This is a genomic window from Paenibacillus sp. FSL K6-1217, assembly GCF_045040735.1.
GTDB lineage: Bacteria > Bacillota > Bacilli > Paenibacillales > Paenibacillaceae > Paenibacillus_AQ.
On record NZ_CP150271.1, the window covers coordinates 1,780,433 to 1,799,636 of the forward strand.

Genomic DNA, 19,204 nt, shown 5'->3' on the forward strand with positions numbered 1-19,204 from the left:
ACCTCCTAATACCAGTTGTTTTTATCCCAAAATTGAAGCGCCTTTACCGGGTTGCCGTAACGATCTTTAATATACTTTAGTCCAGCAACCGCCTGCTGGTATGGATCTGACCAGTTCACGCTGCTGCCACCGTAGTTTTTGCGGGTGCCATCCAGAAACTGAAATAACCCCGCTGCGGTAGATTTGGGATTCTTCGCATTAGGATTGAACGATGATTCACGGGCCACCAATTCAAGCGTAGGCTGCAACCAATCCTCAGAGAGTCCAAGAGTTTTAAGTGCTTGTGATACAGCACTGCTTGCATTTCCATAAGCTTTGAAGTTACCCTTTGCATCTTTGGCTGCCTTATAGTAGTTGTCATAAGCCCCAATACTGGATTTTGATCCTGATGTACTGGGGCTACTCAGTTTCCCGAGTAACCAGCCGGAAGGGGAATGCCATAACGAGAATAGAGTTTTGCAATATCACTGTCCGGAAGTCCAGATTGTAGAATTTGAGCCTTTATATCATTAAGATTAGTGATATTTCCATCATCGTCACGGTTCACACTCTTATCTAGGTATGATGTAGCATACGATTCAGCAGTTACGGCATCCTGCGCCTTTGCTGCTGCTCCTGTAGAGTATGGAGTTCCTGCTTTAATCCCAAAACCTTCTAATCCCGAGGGCGCCGTTCCGTTGGCCTTCCACACATCCATCAACTGACCAAATTGAGAATTTGCAATGCTGGCATCACTTCCAGTGCGAGAGGTATTCGCATTCATGCCAGATATGTTAATTTGCTGCTGCTGAAGCGCGTAATCCAGACCATACCGGCGTGTGTCTTCATCAAACTTAGCTTGGTCAAACTGGTTACTCCAGTTCTGCTGTCCTTCGTTGAAAGTCTGCTGTCTGGTTTGAAGGTTCTGGTTAAACTGTGCATTCTGCTGATCTGCAGTAAGCGGTGCATTTGAGTTGGAAGCTTGGCGAAACAGACCCTGCCAATCGGTTTGCGGATTCACCACTCTGCCGGTCAACTGGCTCACAAGGTTGGCTGCATTCAGGTTGTCGTTACGCTGATTGCGAGTGTTATCGATGCCGCGCTGATTCTGATCTGCCAGATAGTTCAGCGCTGTGTTCGCATTACTGAACTGATTTTGGCTCCGCGTATCATTAACTCCCTGTTGGTTCATCAACGCTTCCAGGATATTATACTGATTAGACCGGTCACTCTGCGCTCGGTTTTCATATACTCCTTGTTGTCCGGACAGTGCGCTAACCAGGGAGGATAAGTTAGCCAATCCCTGCTGCTGTTGCGCTTGATTGGCTGAGATTAGCTGTGGGATAACCTGCAACTGCATGTATTCATTCGCCTGATTCTGGATACCCTGCGCTCGGTCTGAAAGGTTGCTAGATCGCCCAAACCCGGAAGCCCCGAGTGACTCCTGCGCGGCCCGTGTACTCTGCTGCGCACCTCTCTGGGCTGCGGCCTGCTGTGCTGCATACTCCGGTGAGGAGTAAGGATCATACGGTGTAGGGTTGTTGATACGTTGGGTAAGCTGCGCTAGTACATCTGCAATCTGATTGTCGTACGGATTGGCCGCTACCGGTTGGTTAAGCGCGGCCAGTTGCTGCGTGATTTGTGAATCGTAAGGGTTAACCACGGATTGCGGGTTGACCACTTGCTGCGTAAGCTTATAGGCGTTATTCAATTGGTTTATATTACCCTGTTGCGAATTCAACATCGCCTGGTTGACGTAAGATACACCGTTCTGATTTACGCCCGGCTTGAATATGTTCTGCCCATCTATCGTGACATATCCGTTCTGGAATCCGATCCGCTGATTATCCACGCCCATGTTGTTGAGCGCTTGCCGGGTTTGTATGCCGTATGCGCTATTAGGAGATACGTTAGCCGGGGCTGCGACCTGCGCTGCTGGATTGGTTGCTGCGACAGCTTGGGCTGTGCTTGTTGGGACTTTAGGCGCTGCTCCAGCAGTCGGTTTATTTGTGAGTACTGCCATAAATTACCCTCCTTTGCATGCAAAAAGGACCCCGTGTGGAGTCCTCTTGTCCGATCTTATGTTACTTACAGTGTATCACCCGTAGGCAATACTTTTTGATTATTTTTGTATCATCCTGGTCCTTGCTGCATAAAAATGGTTGTGTTAAGATAAACTCAAATAGAGACGGTCCACCAACCGTCTCCAGCACAAGCATCTTGAGTGGAAGCACCTCTTGGATCGTGTTGACCAAAGAAATGACCCTACACCCTGGCGGATACCATAGAGTGGGGTCATTTTCGTTTATCGATGTATGTTAACAACGCTACGAGAAAGATCCCGAAGGTTAGTAATTCACCGAACGAAATGTTCATGGCCTCACCTCCTTTCGGAGAGGGCCACCCACTCAAGGTGTGTTGTACTGGATTATTATAGCAGACTGTACTCTATTGGAGTATGGTCTTTTTATTGTCCTTGCAGCTCCGCGAGTTGGGCTTGGAGTTCAGCATATTGCGCCTTTAGGTCGGCAAGTTTCTTCTGATACTCAACGTTGTCGGGTTTGTCTCTGAGTTGAGCTTCAGTCATTGCGATACTTCCAGCTATAGTAGCTAATTTACTTTTAAAAGAAGCAATCTTTTGTTCTTTAGCCTTTTCAGGAGAAATCGTTGGCCTATTGGTGGTTTCTACTGAAGTAGGTGTTTCCATTGGCTCAGGATTAGCCATCACTTCTGGCGTTGCGGTTGGTTCGCTCATTTTAATAGTCTTCCCTTCTACAGTCAGACCCACCCCGGCTGCTTGTGATACCGCGCGCACCGGAGCGTAGGCTGATCCGTTGATGATTACAGCGTCTGCTATTTTAGTACCACCCTTTTCTACAGCGAACAATCCTTGTACCTTTTGTCCGATAAGACTTGAAGAATCAGCAAATGCAGATACACCCGCGAACAAGAAGGCGCCAACAATAACACCAGAAACAAATTTCTTCAAAATAACATCCCCCTAAATAATAGTTATTTTTATTATCGGCGAATGCTGGTATATTTTGCAATCAGGAAACTGTAAATGTTCCACCACCGCTATTCAAGTTATCAGGGTTTCCGTGGTTATGGTTAGGAATCGTAACTGAGTGACTGTGCGAAATATTCGCCTTTCCTGCTATCGCAGCCCAGATTGCGTCTAGTTCATCCTGTAAAGTTACCGCTGTTTCAGAATTTAATACTTTACTCCAGGAAGGGACAGCAACATACCCAGAGCTTCCACATATGATATTAGTTAACCCTGATTGGGAGCCTACCACAAGAGTAGTGTTTGCTAGTAGTCCCGTAAATCCAAATGCAGGTCCAAGAATCATAATGACATCCCCGCCGTTACGAAATGTAATCGTAGGTTCATTGGTAATACCAGGTTCTACAGTTAAGTAATTGTTCGCATCCGTGTAAACCGCCAGCAAGTCCCCGGTGTTATTGATCTCAGCCCTAGGGAACGCATTTCTACGAGTGGCAATATACGATCCATAGATTTCTATAGACTCGATCAATCCGGCCGTGATATGCCCCAGGTCTGCTGTGATTGCCGACAGTTGACCAACCGTGATTTTATCTGCGGTGACGGCGCCAGCGTTGATCTTTTCTGTTGTAATGGCGCCAGCCTGTAGGTTTTTGGTCTCCACGGAATCTGCCGCAAGCTTCCCGGCGGTGATGCTCTCTGCGATTACGACTTTAGCGTCTAGCCGGTTGATGTTCAGTGTGTCCAGGGTGGAGAGTAGATAGGTTAAGTATCGGTGCGTACCGATGATTCCGTCTCTCAGTTCATCGAGAGTAGCGTCTGAGCTTACTTTAGGTATTTGTGGTGTAGGCATAAATCCTCCTTAATGCTGCACACGGCAGACTTTAAAGTAACGCTGCAAATCGTAGATGGAGACAGGACCGGTACCAGCTACCCTGTAGCGCATCCAGTAGGTGAGTGGGATGGTGTCCAGTGGGATAATGAGATTCTTGTTGAGCGACACAGACCCGGTGCCGAGTGGATTGTAAGAGATAGGTACAAATGATTCCCCGCGGTCTGCCATTGAGACGCTGACGGTCAATGTTGTTCCGTCCGGAAAGTTACCCTGTAGGTGCAACTCTTTGTATTCCTTCTCAGCCTCTCCTATTCCCTCGTCAAAGGCCTTGGAGGTGACTAGCCAAGGGATTGCAGCCCCGTTGTCTGTGGTGCCTGTATTGACCTTGTAGGTCTGTCCTGAAGCGTCTCCTACGTATAGAACATTGTTGAACTGCTCACCGGCACGGAAGGTTTCCCCCAGAGCGCAGACCCGCCAGATGTTATACCGGGTATCGAACACCAGCCGAATGTTAGGTTCTGATGCGCCGTCAATGACAAGGTTGAGATAATACCGATGTTCATCGCTGAAAGCATTGCATTTGTCGATCTGAGCTTGATTAATGCGGTTCAGGTAGGACCGGACCTTACTGCCGATCGGCGTGGGATTCCCCTCGGTGAATTGGTACACATCATTCTGACCGAGGAAGATCAGGCGTCCGTTGACCTCCTGGACCGTTCGATTGCTGACACAGCCGATAGAATTAGAGATTTCCACGATTTTGTAATCAAAGTAATTGACCCCGTACAGGCCTGCCATGCTATCGCGTTTAAACAGGTACTTGATATCTCGGTATCCATATAGGGCTGTAATGTCTCCACCCGCGAATGTGTAATATTCCACGGACCCACTGTTTTCGGCGCTGCTCCAGTCCGCAGGCTGTTGGAATCCACAGAAGTACAGCACATCACCCTTAGCGATAAACACCCGCGATGGATCTGCTGTGATGTAGTTGCCTACTGGTGGAGTTCCGCCCAGCGTGGCGAAGGTGGTGCCGTTCCAGTATCGCGGTGCGTCCACACCATTGACGAAGATAATGGAGGGAACACCGTCCACTTCAAAGTTCGCTGTGTCAAAATAAGCGTCTGTCATGCTGCCTATGGTCGTCCACGTACCGGAATTGTCGCGCTGGATGGTTCCACCTACCGCCCGGAGTAGTTGAGCATTGCCCAGCGAAGCAATCATGCGTGTCTGAGCACCACCAGAAGCCCCGTAGGACGTTTTTCCTTTACGGGTGGTTAGGCTAGGGTAGTTGTCCGTATCCCAGCCGTATTCATCCGTAGATTCGGTGTCGGCGACATCCATCGTTAACTGCTCCGTATTGATTCCGCCACTAAAATTGCTCTCTCCGCGCCTTTTATTCGTTTTCACGTTAAGTACTGCCATGATATCACCTCAATACGGGATCAGTCCGTCAGGATATACTCTGCGCCGGCCGCGGTTGTTAACTAAAGAATGCCCCCTGCGATTAGGGAGCATGTCTTTGGGAGGACTGTATTCAGGGTAGGGTTCACGGTACTGCTTTTGGTATTCTCTCAGCAGCGCCTGGAAATCGTTCGCGAACACGTTCTTGTCGTCATACTCTCCACGCGCCCGGGCGATGCGTTCCAGGCAGCCGAGGATAAGAAGCTCATGAAAGCTCTCTTCCAGGTCAGGTACAGAGTTGAGTGTAAGCGCAGCAGGCTTTTTGTTGTAGTAGACATATACGACCAACCCTTCGTTGTGTGTCTCCGGTAAAGGGTTGAGGAAGAGTTTGCTGTTCTCTACAACGCTGTACCAGTGTCCCGTGCGGTCAATGTACCGATTAGAGTCGATAGAAACGAACTGCAACTCATCGAATGTTGGATTATCGTAATCAAACTGCGGGTACATGCCGCGCTGGATGACCACACTCTTGATATTTTTGGGATCGCAGTCGGCTGGCAGGTCATACTGTGAGATGTTTGCGATAGTGGTAAATGTATGCGGTGGTGCTTCGTGCTTGACGGATTGGAATATCTGCCTCTGTGTCTCATTCATCCACTGAATCTTTTGTGCTTGACTGTAGCTGTTACGGTATGTGGTGTCTATCGTGTTGAGCAAATCGGATACGGATGGCAAGGTGATTCACTCCTTTCTATTGCGTAGTAGGGTCCTACTAGGCATCAACGGATTCCGAAAATTCAGGTAGGGCTTTTAAGTACTCGTACGCCTGTTTGTCCCAACGCAGAGCGTCTTCGCTGTCATCAGGGGTGAAATTATAACTTCTGTATCCGGCCGGGGCTTTCCCTTCTTCACACAATGGCTGCGATACGTATATTTCAAGGCTGACCGAAGCCAGATCTTTATTGCCATTCACGCCCTGCACCCGAATATAGGCTTGTTCTATCGTCATGCCGGATTCAAGCGTGATCTTTTGAATAAGCGCCATAGCGTCCTCCCTACCAGGTCGAAATGCCGACCCGTTTCCATGTATTTGTGGCGTGACAGATATAAAAATAACTGGAATCTGCTGCCCAATCCCCTACCGATCCTGTTGCGGAGGCAGATGCAGGGACAGATACGCGATTATCCGTCTTTTTAAGCACTCCCGCACGGTTAACATATTTTAATCCGCCGTCCGTGTCTTCGAATATCTCTCCGACATTGACACTAGCTGATGCAGTTTGAGCAGTAATGCAGTACCGCTTGGCTTGTAGTTGTCCCGGCCAGCGAAGGTTAAATAGATTGTCTAACGCCAGCGCAAATGAATTCAACCCGTCCGGACTAATGTAACGGTACACTGATGGACCAACCTCGAAGGCAACTATGGGGAAATTTTGATAGCTTCCTGTCAGATTTCCGTCAGCGATCACATTAATGAACGACAGCTTCGTATTTGTACCCTGAAAGTTAATTCCGTATTTCTGCGTCTTCCCGCTGGATCGTGTATCGGTTGTCACTACATTGGTCAGCCACACATCATCATTATTAAAGAAGACGCCAATACCGTCCGTGCCGTTGTTGTAGGAACGCAGCGCTGATATTCTCGCCGTCTTCACGCCCTGCAAGATGAAGCCAGTTCCTGAAGCTCCACTGATATCCAAACCCGTCATTGTGATGTTCTTCGGATTTTTAACCACGCTAGGTGCGGCAGAGGGGTATACATAGACGCCGTTCCCCGTTACTCCCTTACTCTCCAACCCGCCGATATCAAAGTTTTCGCAGCCGATAAACTCAATGGGTCCCTGTGTTTTTAGGTTGGTAATTTTCACATTATCGAAATTGAGCGCAGCCAAACCTTTCGTCCCTGTAAGCGTAATGTTCGAAATATTGATGTTTTCGAGTGTGCCCGCCTTATCGTTAGTGAGCATTTTCACGGGCTGCACATTCGAATGAACACTCAGGTTATTGATGTAGATATTTCTAAGTGAGTCTCCATCACCGTGAAATTCAAAATCAACGCTGGCAGAGTTATAAGCAATGCTATCAATTATAATTGTGTCGGCATACAGTCCATTCACATTCACGATCGCCCAATCATTCCGTGTATTGTCACTCAGTTTAATATTTCTGATATTTACATTTCGGGCCAGGAATCCCGTATATCCGATATACAGTCCTTCCCCGTCACAAGACACAATCTCCACATCTTCGACGGTAACTCCGTTGCAGGTCAGTATATATATACCATAGTGATAAAAGTCTTCTGTCTGACCTGTACGGTTGCCGTCGATTTTACCGTTCCGGACAGTGACGTTTACCGCTTCTGTAACTCCACCGATATTAACTACGTTATGATACTGCGCCACGCCACTTTTAAGCTTAAGTGTAGAGCCGTTGAGATCTAATGTAATACCCGAAGGAATCTGAATTGTGTCCGTTACAAATACTTTGCCTGTGGGAAGGATCACTGTTCCGCCATTGGGTAATAGTGCAAAGGCTTGATCAAATATAGCTTTGTTGTCGAAGGCCGGGTCTGTCGCTGCGTCTCTCGCCCCTAAACTGCCGATGTTGATCGCTATATCCGCCAACTGCGCATTAACTTCATCGAATCTATTTTCGAATGGTGCCGGTAGTTGACCTAATCCAGCATCTCCATTCAGGTAGGATTGGGTAATTAATTCACTTACTCTTGGCATTATTTCACCCCCATATAGAAAAAAGGGAGGCATTTCGCCCCCCCCTACGTCCTTACTTCTTATCCATTTCACCAATATCCATCAGATGCTTGCGCATGCTGTTGAACGTTTCCGCAAAAGTCTTCTGAGCTTTTGAAAAGTCATCATCTACCTTTGCAGCTTGCACATATGGGTGAGGCTTTCGGTTTGACTTACCATCAGCTTTGGCTCTCACCTTGACCTCCGTCACGCCTACGACCTTTTCATTTGTCCCTTCCACGTTTTATCAACCCCTCAACACTTTGACGTTGTAAACGGCACTGGCGAGGTCTACGGCTGCTCCCGTGTTGTTTGTTGCACGCACCTTGACCGTATTTGCAGCCGATACCCAACCAAAGACATAAAGTCCCTGAGTGTCAATAATCGGAGCTACGAGCACATGATCACCAAGTACCGCGCCGGTTACTGTGATATTGGATGATGTGGCCCCAGCGCCGGTATCAACACTGGGGAAATCAATTGTGGCTTTAACATTCGCGACCACTGAGCTAAACAGCGTCCGGCCGTCATTAAGGACAATTCCTTTACCTGCTGGCATATCTTACCCTCCTTTAGGCTGCTACGCCTGTGCTTCCGATCAAACCTCTCCAGTCAACATATGTGCAGTCCCACCGGGCAAATCCAAACATGAAGAAGTCTACTGTCTTCGGCAGTTGCTGGGAATCGTAGAATACCTTATCTCTCCATCCGAACAGCAGGTTGTCAAAGTTAGGATCACGCAGGAACCATTTAGGACCAGTGATGTAGTCCATAACCACGACTTCCAGACCTTGAATGACGTTCTTTGTGTTAGACATTTCATAAGCTTTGTTCAGAGATCCGGTGATTTCCAGTGCAGTCATTTCGTTTTCAGGACCGACAATGAGTTGTTTTGGACGCGCCTGGATTAGGATTCCATCCTCACCACGCTGCTGACGCATCAGTGTCATTGCAAGCTTCAGATTCTCAGGAGTCAATTCACCAGTGATCAGGTTGTCACCAGATAATGTAGAGTCGATCAGAGGATGCGCGTCGCTGAACAATGGCACACCGTCATAACCGGATACCGTGAATCCGTTGTTCAAAACGTTTGATGTGTCTGTCTCCAGCGTAGCACGGAATCCGCGTGCCAACATCTGAGCAGATCCATCTTTACCACGGCCTTTGAGTACACCATACAGATCATCACGGGTAAGTTCCCAAGTGACGGAATACCCTTTGTCGAACCGGCGCGCCTCAAGGCGAGCGGTTGGACCTTCAGACATTTCGTCTTCATTGATCGTGTTACCCTCAGTGTTTTGTTCCCACAGACCGAAGCCACCCAGGTGAGGGAAGGTCTCTTCCTTCTTGCGCATGGTCTCTGTGCGGAATACCTTCGTGTACTGTGTTTCAAGGGAATTGTATTCATCCCAGATGATTTTATTGTGAATAGGTGTCAGCAACGATTGGAAATTATCTCTTGTCATTTTCATTGTGTGTTATCCCCCTTAGACCACTTGTACGCGATTTTTGATCAAGAATTTGGCTCGTCCTGGATACGTCTGAGTGTCCACCAACTCCAGGTAACCGCCCGTTGTATCATCTAGGTTTGCCGTCCAAGCATTACCACCCAAGTCATACAGGGTGCCTACATCTGACTTGGTGACACTGGTCTTTGTACCTGTAGTGTTAAGCATCAGCGAGTAAACGCTCATCGGATTAACATCAATCTTTACGCGGTCTGCATCCGTCACTGTTCCCCCGGTGGTGAGGTTACCTACAGCCACGCCCCACACTGTGCCTGCCGCCGCAGCCGCAGCCGCTACAGAAGCTTTGTTTGTTGCTTTGACCACAATTGATCCGTGAACGATGGTTTGGTTGATATTAACCGGCACCTCTTTATAAATTGGCGCGCTACCATCTAGCGAACCGATGAAATATGCTCTCTTAGCCATTTAAACCCCTCATTTCTTCTTGTGTTTGTAGTAATCTTCAGGAGACATTCCAGCCATCTTAGCCACAGCCAATTCATCCGCAGAGAGTTGAACGCGGTTGCTTTTCTTCACACCGCTACCACCGCCAGCAGATGTATCCACCTTTGCACTTCGTTTCTTGGACCGTTCAGCCATTGCACGCTGCTCAATCTCCCGTTTGTATTCTTCCATGCGCTCACGGCCACGCAGGGCCATATACGCAGCTTGTAGAGTCTGTCCAGTGCGTGCGGCAATGGGTTCCAGTTCATCGCGCCAGTCCTCAATGTCACCATAGAACGGATCGGACTTGAGTGACTGGACCTCATTATCAAACTGCTGTTTACGCAGCTGCTGATTGAGCGTTTCCTGTTTGCGCTGCATATCCACAAGCATCATAGCTGTTTGAGAGTCGTAGCCCTGGTCCTCATACTGGCGAACCTTCAGGCCGTCCAGTTGCTGTTCTAGTTGCTCCAGGCTCTGCGCTCCCGTGGCTTGCAGGAGCTTGTCAGCAAGACTGCCTTTCTTTTCAGCTGCCTTAAGGCGTTCCTGCCATTTTCGGCGTTCGGCGATTACAGCGTTACCTGTGGTGTTCTTGCCTTTGCCGTCTGGCTTGGGATCTTCATGCTCTGCACCTTCATCCTCCGCGTCAGATTCGTCAGCATCTATATGTTCTTCTGAAGATTCTTCTTTCTTTTCCTCTTCATCCGGGATAGTGATGCCACTCTCATCTACTTCGTAATCCAGTTCAGCCACATCTTCTTCAATCTCGAATGTCTCCCCATCTACCTCTGCCGAGTTGCTTGCAAAGAGTTGAAGATTCATAGGTAGCCGTGATGTTTTCATGCATATACCTCCTGCGTTTTAAGCGTGTCGCCCACGAATGATGCGGATTTTCGCCAGATCCGATAACTAGAGTTTTTTGGGCGGTGTGCTGTCACCGAATTCTGAGGCATCCCCTCAGATGGGTATAAGAAAGACGCAACCTAGTTGGCTGCGCCTGCTTTGATTCGTTTATTCAGCTTTTCCTCTGTAGTATCTTCGCTGATCGTTAGCACCTTGTAGTTCGGTGACTTCGGCATCAGCCACATGAGGTATTTCTTCTTACACTCCGGGCATTGTGTCCGGCCGAAGTATTTGGCGTTACCACCATATCGTTTAAAGTTTGTACCCAGCGCCTGTACCTGTGTCAGTACACGTCCCTGAAGGTCAGCAAAGGTAAATGTATGATTGCAGCAATCCGTTGTATTCAAATGGTCCATAGTATCACCTCCTGTGCAGATTATCCTGCAAATATTCGTTAAGCAGTTTATCGGCCCGGCCAGTCCATCCACACGCCGGACAATGCGCTGTGCGGTTTACTTCCCACCCTTTGGTGCGTAGAGCAATCTTTTCACAGTACGGGCATACCGGGTGTTCAATATGCTTTTTAATGCCACCTGTCCCACCGATCAGAGGATGTGATGATGCATGTATCTTGTATTGGTCCATCGTTACGCTGCGGGTAATCACATTCCCATACCTCCTGTCATTACGCTGAGTCCCGGCTGCTGTGGCGCTCCCTGACCGGTTAGTCCCTGGATCAACGGATTGCCCATGGGATCCATTGCCGGTTGTTGTGGTGGCGTGAGCGCCTGTACATCGTCATCATTGATTGGCAGTCCCGCATACTCACGCAGCAACTTGGCATAGGTCGGAGCCGGGATAACGCCGTCTCTGAATGCCTCGCGGATCAAGGTGTATACGAATCCTTTATTGCTTGGCAGGCCAGAACCTACAGTAATGGATACATCGAATGCGGCGCGCTTGGTTTGCTTTTGCTGCCCCTGTTCATCCTTTAGAGGCATATATTGCGGTGCGGCCTCTGCTGGCATACCCTCGGCTTGTAGGCGCTGCATGAACATCTGTTGATACATTGTCGTAGCTGGAACCATAACAGGCACTTCTTTCAGATCACTTGGGCGGAAGAATTCGAAGTTATCCTCGCGTTCTGTCACTCTGAAAGCCTGTTCCTCTGTCCAGTACTCCATGACCAGATCCAGGATGTATTCGAACATATCCCCGAGAGTCTCTTCCAGCAGCATCTTCTTATGGGTCACACCTGCATTGGCACCTTGCTGGATAGCCAAGGACTCTGTGGCTGTATCAACCCCGGATTGCTGCACGCCCATCTGCTGATCCCCAAAGCGAGATTGTATCTGTCGCTCGTTGCCAATAGCATCATTACGGCGCTGGATAATGTACGCTGGCATGTTTGGCGGATCAAAGAAGCCCATAGACTGCTCGCCTGTAAGGTCAGTAGGGATCACCAGACCGCCCTCATTGGTTACCTTGTCAGGATCCACACCACTGTTTGTGTTAACCCATCGCTGGGGGTTGCCTGTGAGACGGCCGTTAATGCGGATCTGGTCGTCTATGTCGTTGATAAGGTCCTGAGTGTTCACCAGCAACTCAGCTGTACCCTTGGCCCATGTGGTGCCTTCACGGTACATGTCCGGTGTGAAGAAGTACGGGAACCGGTTACCCGGGATCACAAAGTCGTCATCATCCTTCGTGTCACGCAAAATAACGCCGCAACCGGACATTTCCACCAGTCGCATGCGCCATTCGTACTTAACCTTTTTCTTCTTCTCCGGCTTGTCCTCGTCCGTATCTTTTGGTTCCTCGTTATCGTCTTTATCCTTGTCCTTCACCGGCACCTTATCCCGGAACCACACCAGCATGTGCAGGTAATGGTCCTTACTGAGCGAATCATTCTCGCCGTCATCCTCACCAAATAGCATTGAGGTGAACATGGGTTCATATCCCGGTTCAATCGCGTCTACCAAGTCTTCATCGTATATTAGGCTCTGCCGTGCGGATGATATGGATTTTGGCATGGTCTCAATCAGGAATCGTCCCTCATTGACCTTGTAAATGTCCGTGATGTTGGGATCTGTAAAGACATAAGCTGGGTTGCAAGGGTCAATCACTGGCAGTCCCATCTCGTCCAGCAGGTCTGGATCAAACAGCACCCGGAATATCCCTGTTCCGAACTTCATCCTCCGGCGCTCATGTACATCAAGCTTGCGACGCATCTTGTTCTGATCCTTCACGAACTCCAGCACGATGCGTGCCATGTCTGCAAACGGAACGTCTGAAGGTCCGCGCCCTCTTGTCTGTACCGCAAGGTTTTGCTCTATGAGATAGGCCACTTGGCCCTCCACATTTGGATTGATAATGTTTGTGTTGCTGCCCGGGTCCGTGTCGCTCTCAGGATCGTTAGCATCACCTTCCCAATAAGCATCAATGGTCTCCCATTTATCGAACAGCCCTCGGTTGTCCTTGTCCAGGTACGAGCTGCGGTACCAGTCCAGAAGTTTGTCTGCGAGTTTGCAGTCTTCCTCACTCTGCACATCCCGGCGCTTCTCGGACTTTTCATCATTCATCCTGAAAGCAGCCTTGTTCAATAGTTCCGCCAATTCCCATCACCTCCTGATGCAAAATAAAAAGGCAGGCTATCTGCCCACCTCTACCTTGTCTGTATTGTTGCGACCCTTTGGCCTGACCACATCGTATAGGCCGGAGTCCTTCAGCTTGTATTCCTCATAGCTTACCTTGTTCGTCTGCAACGGGCTTCTGAGGCTCGTACGGCTGCGTTTGACTAGTATGGTGTTATCCTCTGGTTTGCGCTCAACAGGCTTGCCACGTGTCTCCCGGCCCATCAGATAGCCTGTTATGATGCCTACCAGCAGCACAGCAGCATAGATCATTTATCATCATCCTTTGCATATGTGCCGACATAACCACATGATCCACATCGGTACTGGTACATTCGGATTGGTTTGATACCATCCGCTTTAAAGTGGCCACAGTCATTACGTGCTTTGTTTATGTTGTGGCTGAAGCATATTGGGCAGCTGTCCATTATTTCAACCTCCTAATGTCCATCTTCGCTGTACTGGCGGGTTTGATACTCTCAACTTCCATTACATTGACTGCTCCGCCTGTATGCAGATAGAAGTGACTAGTGCTTATGTCCTGTATTAGTTCGGCTATGTCCTCGTACCCATCAGACTCCACATGATCAACACGGCCAGACTTGTAGGTAACTTTCACTCGGTGCATATTACTTCACCTTCCGTATATCTGTCTTCTTGTATCCCATATCCTCAAGCTCTGTGCCGTAGAAACTACCATGCGGTTTAATCGTCTTCGGCTTTTCAGGTCTGAGCTTCATGTATTCGTCATTCAATGCATACCGCGTGGCATCAATAGAGTGATTGTTCTTATCTGGGTACCGCGCCTTGAAGTTCCCGTTAGCATCCTTTTCAAGCTCATACGTCAAAAATTCCCGCGCTGTCTCGGGGCAACGTTCATCGTCAATGATGATCGCCTCCAAGTCTTGCAGGAATTTGATGCCGTACTCTATTGAGTCGGGGCCTTTCTTAACCGGGAACACTCTAAGTCCATACTGGATCAACTCATGAATGCTCTTAGGCTCTGCGGAGTCTGCATATATCTGAGCGTTTATCTTGTTCTCGGCTGCTATATGGTTCTTGGCTTCACGATTGCTAAGACCAACCTTCACCAGTTCATGGTAAATGTACAGACGCTTATACTTGCGGTCATGATGCATCACCAGATAAGCCAGCGGATCAATCGCATACCCAAAGTCTAAGCCACGGCGTATATTGTGGAAGTCTGATATCTCTTCATCGCTGATCTTTCGGATCTGCACGTTGTCGAATACCTCACCACCAGTACCGGTCACCTCGCCCAGATACTCATGCTCATAGGCCGTTGGTTTTGTGTCTCTTAGGTGTTCAGCCTCTACTATGAATGTCTCACCCAGCCAATCCATCGGAACTGTCAGGTATGTGCTGTGATGTGTCAGGCGGTCAGGTCTGGTCATGGTAACTTCTGCATTCACCCAGTTATTAGCGCTCTTTGGCGGGTTGTACGAATAGAACACTGTGAACTTTGGCCCACCACGCATTAAGGATTGGTTGATCATACGGATTTCTTCCATGCCGTTGAATTCATCCACTTCTTCATACCAAATGAACTTTGTGTATCCACGGCTGAACTTCATGGACTTGATCTTCTTCGGCTTGTCAGCACCTCTGAAGCGTATCTCCTGGCCTGTTGGCGTGTAAGTGATGACTAACTTTGCCTCTGGAACATGCCAATAGTCCTCCACACCCAGCACCTCAATAGCCCAGGTCAGCTGCTCTAGTACCGATTCCTTCAACGTATCTTTGACCTTACGCAAGACTACTGCGTTTGCATTAGGGTCGGACATGATACCCAATATGATCTCTATTGCTACAAACGAGGACTTCGTACTACCGCGTCCACCTCTTAGCCAGTAGTGCGTATGATTACCGCGCTTTACATCGAGATGAACCGGATGGAATGACGGAGCAATCACCTCTGACAATCTCATTGGATATCATCTACGATCTTAACGCCTACGTTTCCGCTGTGTTCAAGTTCCTGTTTATCTCTCCATTCACGAGGCTTACGGTTCTTCAGCCAGAAGATTAACGCCGTGGTATTCGGATGGGCTACCTTTGTAGATCGCTCAAATCCATCCTCCGTTTCCTTCGTCTCTTCGTACTGATAACCAAGCGCTGCCTTAAGCAATGCGTTCTCGACCATGATGTCAATGACTTCCTTACCATTTTTTAAGGCCGCCGACAATGCCGGATAGTCGTCTTTATATGTCCGGAATGTCGAGTAAGCCACTTCAAGGTTTGCAGCTATCTGTTCATCCGTCAATCCATCCCTTGCCCACGCTTCAATGAGCAGGAGTTTAGGTTCAACATTGCTGAAGTATTTGCTTGGTCTGCCTCCTGCCATTGTGTTCACCTCCTACCCTTTATATTCCTGATACTGACTGTAGGCATGTGCAATCTGCTTGGCTTGCTCTACAGTGAGCGTGATGCCATCTATCATGTAATCTTCAGTTTGCTTATTGATGGTTACAGGTAATAGATGCTTCGCTGATGTATTAAGGTCTTTCATTTCTCCGATCATGTCTCCACCTCCCTCTAATCCACAAATTTGCACTTATTTACATATCCGTTTGGTATAACACCGTTATTTAGAGCATTTCGCTTGCACTTAATGCACTATTTTCCGTTTCTTTTTGTGCTTCAGCTGCACAGCAGTACACTTCATGCGTTTGTTCAGATGCCGCGATTAGCATTTCGCCAATCTTTCGCATGCTCTCGGCATCCGTGTGAATGTGCATGTACTGCGTGGTATTTCCGAAATGTGTAGCCGTAACCTCTATTCCCAGCATGTTGTCCTTGTCTGTTCCTGCTCTGAAGGTTACTCCACCATTACCAATATGCAGATATACCTCTTCCATCTATCTCACCACCTCGATCAATATCACCAACATTAGGATAAAAGTGATTGCTAAGTACCTTTCTGAATGCCTCAACCCTATCCGGCCTCGCTTCGCTTAGTATTTCGGTCGTCTCGATGGCGCTACGCGCAAATGCAAAAGAGAGCAACGGCATTATGCCATCACTCTCCACTAGTGCTGGGTACACCGGAGCCAGCGCGGACGTTTCCACTTTGTCTTCCTCTCCCCGGTTACGTTCTGGGAGCCATATATGCAAACCATCCCTAACATCGAAGTGTGCGCATTAGCGCGTTATGGATGGGTGTTGCTGATGTACACCGAAGGATGGAATCGAACCACCAGTCACGGTTTTGGAGACCGTTGGTTTACCATTAACCGACTTCGATAAAATGTAGCGCCAACTCTCGTCAGCGCCAAGGGAAGGAGTGAATCATCCAAGTGAGATGGGGAATCGGCAACAGGGGCAGTCCGCGCGTCACTGGTCGCCAATTCCTCATAATAGCATTATATCACGATGCCTTTGCACTTGTTGTCACTACTTTGTCATGTTGCGCCATTTTATTTCTGATATATCCGTATGAATGTCCCGTATGTGCGGCGATTTCCTTCAGGCTGTACCCTTGCGCACGTTTGGACAATATTACATTATCCAGTCCCGTGAATTGGTCCATGTACGACTCATACTGGCGCTTGATGCCTTCCAGCCTCATGACTTCATCCACACACTCGTTTAGCTTCTCAGCAGCCTTATCATACAGTTCTAGTCCCTTTACTAGATCTATATGGCAGTAGATGCTTGAAGGGAGTTTTCCTTCCTTCACTGCTTTCTGGGCAGCCTCCCATTGCTTCCGAAGTTCGAATTCCCTCAACTTCATCATCTGTAGCTCGGCGCATATGTCGTTGTATGACTCCTTCCAGTTCATGGTTATCCCCCCTATAGATAATATGAATTACTCTAGCTTAGTTCCGCAAAATGGACAGTAGTTAGGTGTAAAGTGGCAGCTGCCATCGTCTACGCTAACATCCCATTCTCCACCTTGTTTTTGCACACGGCATTCACCAAGTCTATTTAAAGTATCATTCTCTTTGCACTTGTGTTCCATTTCGTAATCCCCCTTAATCACTTCCAGGCTCCCGGCAGGGTAAGGTATCACCGTACATGTACCGTCTATTAATACGTATACCCACTCTGTGATACTTACGATCCTTCCGGTTAAGCCTGATTTGTGCCGAACTCTTTTGCCCTCCTGCATAAGGAGAAAAGCAGCCGTTAGGCCGCCTCTCCCTTGTCCAAAAATACCGCCAACTCCAGCGCACTTATGCGTTCCAGCGCTTGTCTGAAGGCTTCGGGTGTAACTTCTTCTCCTGCCATCTCCACACCAGCGTGGTCTTGATCCAGTCCACCGGTTGGGCTCTCTTCGGCACGAAAGGCCGGTGCTGTGTAAGCTACTTCGGCTGTGATGTCGGGAATATCGTATGAATGATCCTCTTCAGCAGGCGCCGGTTGTTGCGCGTCCAGGTACTCGGTTCGAAACGTAGCCGCTTGTTCAGCGGACACCTCCCGATGTTTGCCGTTTTTGTAGATCCACAGTCCTTCTACCAGTTCGTCCGTTGCGGCAAGCTTGGCAATGTACTTTCGGTTGTCGTCTGGATGATTCTGCACGTCATAGATGGCCGGCAACGATTGTTTGAACAACTCTACTGATTTATCTCCCTCAACGTTTGTACGTGACTTAGGCACTGTTAACGTGGCTGCTGAAATCTTATCATTCAGCTCATCGATTGTGCGTCTGGCTTCCAGCAGTTCATTGTATGCCGTGTCTCTCTTCTTGCCGTTGTCCTCTGCCAACAGTTTCAGCTCGTAGTTGTCTTGCTTCAGCCCGGTGATGATTACGTCTCTCTCTTCGAGTTGTACGCACAGCTCAGCGATTTCTCCTTTTGCCGTCTCCGCTGCTTCCTCAGCCTTGGACTCAACTTCCGCCTGAAGATCCATCTGGCTGAAAATCTTCGACATCACCACAGACCGCACAGCCGCATACGCAACATCCGTTTCAAAGAAGGGCCGGAGCGCCGTGCCAAAGAAGTCAATTTCTTCGTTAGCCTTGATCATTTCATCCGTTAATATTTGCAATTCCGACATTGTCAAATCCCCTTTATGACCAAATTGTTTTATTACCTATAATTATACTATATTTCCCGACAGTTTTGTTATTTTTTTCGTAGTTTAACGTAATATTTTATGCACTTTTGTTGTCTTTTCGGTCAGGCGGTTTATACCTCGTATACGCCCCTGTAAGGCTTGTTTGTATCTCTCCCGTCACTTGGTTGCGGACTGGCTTAATAATGGCTGTAATCGACCCGCAGGTGTCTATAAGGATGTAATCTAGTCCGATGCCTAACCATGTATCCTTCATGCGATCCACTCCTCAATTTTAATTACAATGCGAGCTTCATCTGCATAATATTTATTCGTGATAAGTCCGACCACTTGGTTATCATCTTCATAGGCTATCTTGTTGAGCGAGTCCATCACACTTTTTGCGGCATTGTCGATGTCCGGCTTCACCACCGGCCGATATTTACCTTCTGCCGCCAGTTGGCGTTTCTTCTTGCTGGTATCCTTCGGTAAAGGGTAATAAAAGTCCGCTGTAACTATAATGGGCTGCTGCATCGGTGACTTGATATGCTTCCTTGCTTCGTAACCCAGCAGTTTCTTATAGTCCAGATACCTTTGTGCTGCCGGGTCCTTCCACTTTCCTTTTTGGGTCATGCGGACGCTTCCCATTGGCTTTACTTTTATCTCGAACTGTACCACGTGGGTTACCTCCTCCCTGCTGGCGTTTGTGCGGTGTGGCTATGCTGCTGTAGCTGCCGTATGGACGGGTAGGCGGTCCGTACTTTGCTATCACTTCGGCTAGT

The 19,204-nt window shown here is 48.4% G+C and carries 25 protein-coding genes and 1 tRNA gene; all 26 read right to left on the minus strand.

Features of this window, described 5'->3' with window-relative positions; all coding sequences use genetic code 11:
• Positions 1 to 5: 5 nt before the first annotated feature.
• The 26 genes from MHH28_RS07655 to MHH28_RS07780 all read right to left on the minus strand — a co-directional run bounded on the left by MHH28_RS07655 (position 6) and on the right by MHH28_RS07780 (position 19,100).
• Entirely contained in the window at positions 6 to 227 is a 222-nt protein-coding gene (locus MHH28_RS07655) for a transglycosylase SLT domain-containing protein (protein ID WP_405113603.1), read from the minus strand.
• A 176-nt stretch (positions 228 to 403) separates the two neighbouring features.
• Complete coding sequence (locus MHH28_RS07660) at positions 404 to 2,002, minus strand: hypothetical protein (protein ID WP_405113605.1); 1,599 nt, start codon at positions 2,000 to 2,002, stop codon at positions 404 to 406.
• 272 nt (positions 2,003 to 2,274) lie between these two features.
• Positions 2,275 to 2,355, minus strand: a complete 81-nt coding sequence (locus MHH28_RS07665) for a putative holin-like toxin (RefSeq protein WP_368665038.1) — start codon at positions 2,353 to 2,355, stop codon at positions 2,275 to 2,277.
• Between the two features lie 91 nt (positions 2,356 to 2,446).
• Positions 2,447 to 2,968 (minus strand): hypothetical protein, encoded by a 522-nt coding sequence (locus tag MHH28_RS07670; RefSeq protein WP_405113607.1) that lies wholly within the window; start codon positions 2,966 to 2,968, stop codon positions 2,447 to 2,449.
• Between the two features lie 61 nt (positions 2,969 to 3,029).
• On the minus strand, positions 3,030 to 3,839 hold the full coding sequence (locus MHH28_RS07675; RefSeq protein ID WP_405113609.1) for a hypothetical protein: 810 nt from the start codon (positions 3,837 to 3,839) through the stop codon (positions 3,030 to 3,032).
• A gap of 9 nt (positions 3,840 to 3,848) precedes the next feature.
• The gene (locus MHH28_RS07680; RefSeq protein ID WP_405113611.1) at positions 3,849 to 5,246 is read right to left on the minus strand and encodes a hypothetical protein; all 1,398 of its coding nucleotides are present in this window, start codon (positions 5,244 to 5,246) and stop codon (positions 3,849 to 3,851) included.
• 9 nt (positions 5,247 to 5,255) lie between these two features.
• Positions 5,256 to 5,960 (minus strand): hypothetical protein, encoded by a 705-nt coding sequence (locus MHH28_RS07685; RefSeq protein WP_405113613.1) that lies wholly within the window; start codon positions 5,958 to 5,960, stop codon positions 5,256 to 5,258.
• Positions 5,961 to 5,997: 37 nt separating this feature from the next.
• Positions 5,998 to 6,270: a hypothetical protein gene (locus tag MHH28_RS07690; protein ID WP_405113615.1), complete on the minus strand. Its 273-nt coding sequence runs from the start codon at positions 6,268 to 6,270 to the stop codon at positions 5,998 to 6,000.
• Positions 6,271 to 6,280: 10 nt separating this feature from the next.
• The gene (locus tag MHH28_RS07695) at positions 6,281 to 7,960 is read right to left on the minus strand and encodes a hypothetical protein (RefSeq protein ID WP_405113617.1); all 1,680 of its coding nucleotides are present in this window, start codon (positions 7,958 to 7,960) and stop codon (positions 6,281 to 6,283) included.
• Positions 7,961 to 8,012: 52 nt separating this feature from the next.
• A complete protein-coding gene (locus MHH28_RS07700) occupies positions 8,013 to 8,219 on the minus strand; it encodes a hypothetical protein (RefSeq protein ID WP_405113619.1) in 207 nt (68 codons plus the stop codon).
• 6 nt (positions 8,220 to 8,225) lie between these two features.
• Positions 8,226 to 8,537 carry a hypothetical protein gene (locus MHH28_RS07705; RefSeq protein WP_405113621.1) on the minus strand — a complete coding sequence of 104 codons (312 nt, stop codon included), beginning with the start codon at positions 8,535 to 8,537 and terminating at the stop codon, positions 8,226 to 8,228.
• A 13-nt stretch (positions 8,538 to 8,550) separates the two neighbouring features.
• Complete coding sequence (locus MHH28_RS07710) at positions 8,551 to 9,450, minus strand: Mu-like prophage major head subunit gpT family protein (protein ID WP_405113623.1); 900 nt, start codon at positions 9,448 to 9,450, stop codon at positions 8,551 to 8,553.
• Between the two features lie 15 nt (positions 9,451 to 9,465).
• Positions 9,466 to 9,912, minus strand: a complete 447-nt coding sequence (locus MHH28_RS07715) for a hypothetical protein (protein ID WP_405113625.1) — start codon at positions 9,910 to 9,912, stop codon at positions 9,466 to 9,468.
• 9 nt (positions 9,913 to 9,921) lie between these two features.
• Positions 9,922 to 10,773 carry a hypothetical protein gene (locus tag MHH28_RS07720; RefSeq protein WP_405113627.1) on the minus strand — a complete coding sequence of 284 codons (852 nt, stop codon included), beginning with the start codon at positions 10,771 to 10,773 and terminating at the stop codon, positions 9,922 to 9,924.
• Positions 10,774 to 10,913: 140 nt separating this feature from the next.
• Positions 10,914 to 11,189: a hypothetical protein gene (locus MHH28_RS07725; protein WP_405113629.1), complete on the minus strand. Its 276-nt coding sequence runs from the start codon at positions 11,187 to 11,189 to the stop codon at positions 10,914 to 10,916.
• A gap of 246 nt (positions 11,190 to 11,435) precedes the next feature.
• On the minus strand, positions 11,436 to 13,388 hold the full coding sequence (locus MHH28_RS07730; protein WP_405113631.1) for a hypothetical protein: 1,953 nt from the start codon (positions 13,386 to 13,388) through the stop codon (positions 11,436 to 11,438).
• Between the two features lie 36 nt (positions 13,389 to 13,424).
• Entirely contained in the window at positions 13,425 to 13,679 is a 255-nt protein-coding gene (locus MHH28_RS07735; RefSeq protein ID WP_405113633.1) for a hypothetical protein, read from the minus strand.
• Positions 13,680 to 14,035: 356 nt separating this feature from the next.
• Entirely contained in the window at positions 14,036 to 15,355 is a 1,320-nt protein-coding gene (locus MHH28_RS07740) for a PBSX family phage terminase large subunit (RefSeq protein ID WP_405113635.1), read from the minus strand.
• The gene (locus MHH28_RS07745) at positions 15,352 to 15,771 is read right to left on the minus strand and encodes a transposase (RefSeq protein WP_405113637.1); all 420 of its coding nucleotides are present in this window, start codon (positions 15,769 to 15,771) and stop codon (positions 15,352 to 15,354) included. The genes MHH28_RS07740 and MHH28_RS07745 overlap by 4 nt, the downstream gene beginning before the upstream one ends.
• Before the next feature lie 12 nt (positions 15,772 to 15,783).
• Positions 15,784 to 15,948, minus strand: a complete 165-nt coding sequence (locus MHH28_RS07750; protein ID WP_405113639.1) for a hypothetical protein — start codon at positions 15,946 to 15,948, stop codon at positions 15,784 to 15,786.
• A 67-nt stretch (positions 15,949 to 16,015) separates the two neighbouring features.
• Positions 16,016 to 16,285, minus strand: coding sequence for a hypothetical protein (locus MHH28_RS07755; protein ID WP_405113641.1), 270 nt, complete (start codon positions 16,283 to 16,285; stop codon positions 16,016 to 16,018).
• A gap of 315 nt (positions 16,286 to 16,600) precedes the next feature.
• Positions 16,601 to 16,671 (minus strand) — tRNA-Trp (locus MHH28_RS07760).
• 123 nt (positions 16,672 to 16,794) lie between these two features.
• Positions 16,795 to 17,208, minus strand: a complete 414-nt coding sequence (locus MHH28_RS07765) for a hypothetical protein (protein WP_405113644.1) — start codon at positions 17,206 to 17,208, stop codon at positions 16,795 to 16,797.
• 347 nt (positions 17,209 to 17,555) lie between these two features.
• Positions 17,556 to 18,425 carry a hypothetical protein gene (locus MHH28_RS07770; protein ID WP_405113645.1) on the minus strand — a complete coding sequence of 290 codons (870 nt, stop codon included), beginning with the start codon at positions 18,423 to 18,425 and terminating at the stop codon, positions 17,556 to 17,558.
• Between the two features lie 97 nt (positions 18,426 to 18,522).
• Positions 18,523 to 18,699, minus strand: coding sequence for a hypothetical protein (locus MHH28_RS07775; RefSeq protein ID WP_405113647.1), 177 nt, complete (start codon positions 18,697 to 18,699; stop codon positions 18,523 to 18,525).
• Positions 18,696 to 19,100, minus strand: coding sequence for a RusA family crossover junction endodeoxyribonuclease (locus MHH28_RS07780; protein WP_405113649.1), 405 nt, complete (start codon positions 19,098 to 19,100; stop codon positions 18,696 to 18,698). The genes MHH28_RS07775 and MHH28_RS07780 overlap by 4 nt, the downstream gene beginning before the upstream one ends.
• Positions 19,101 to 19,204: the final 104 nt, after the last annotated feature.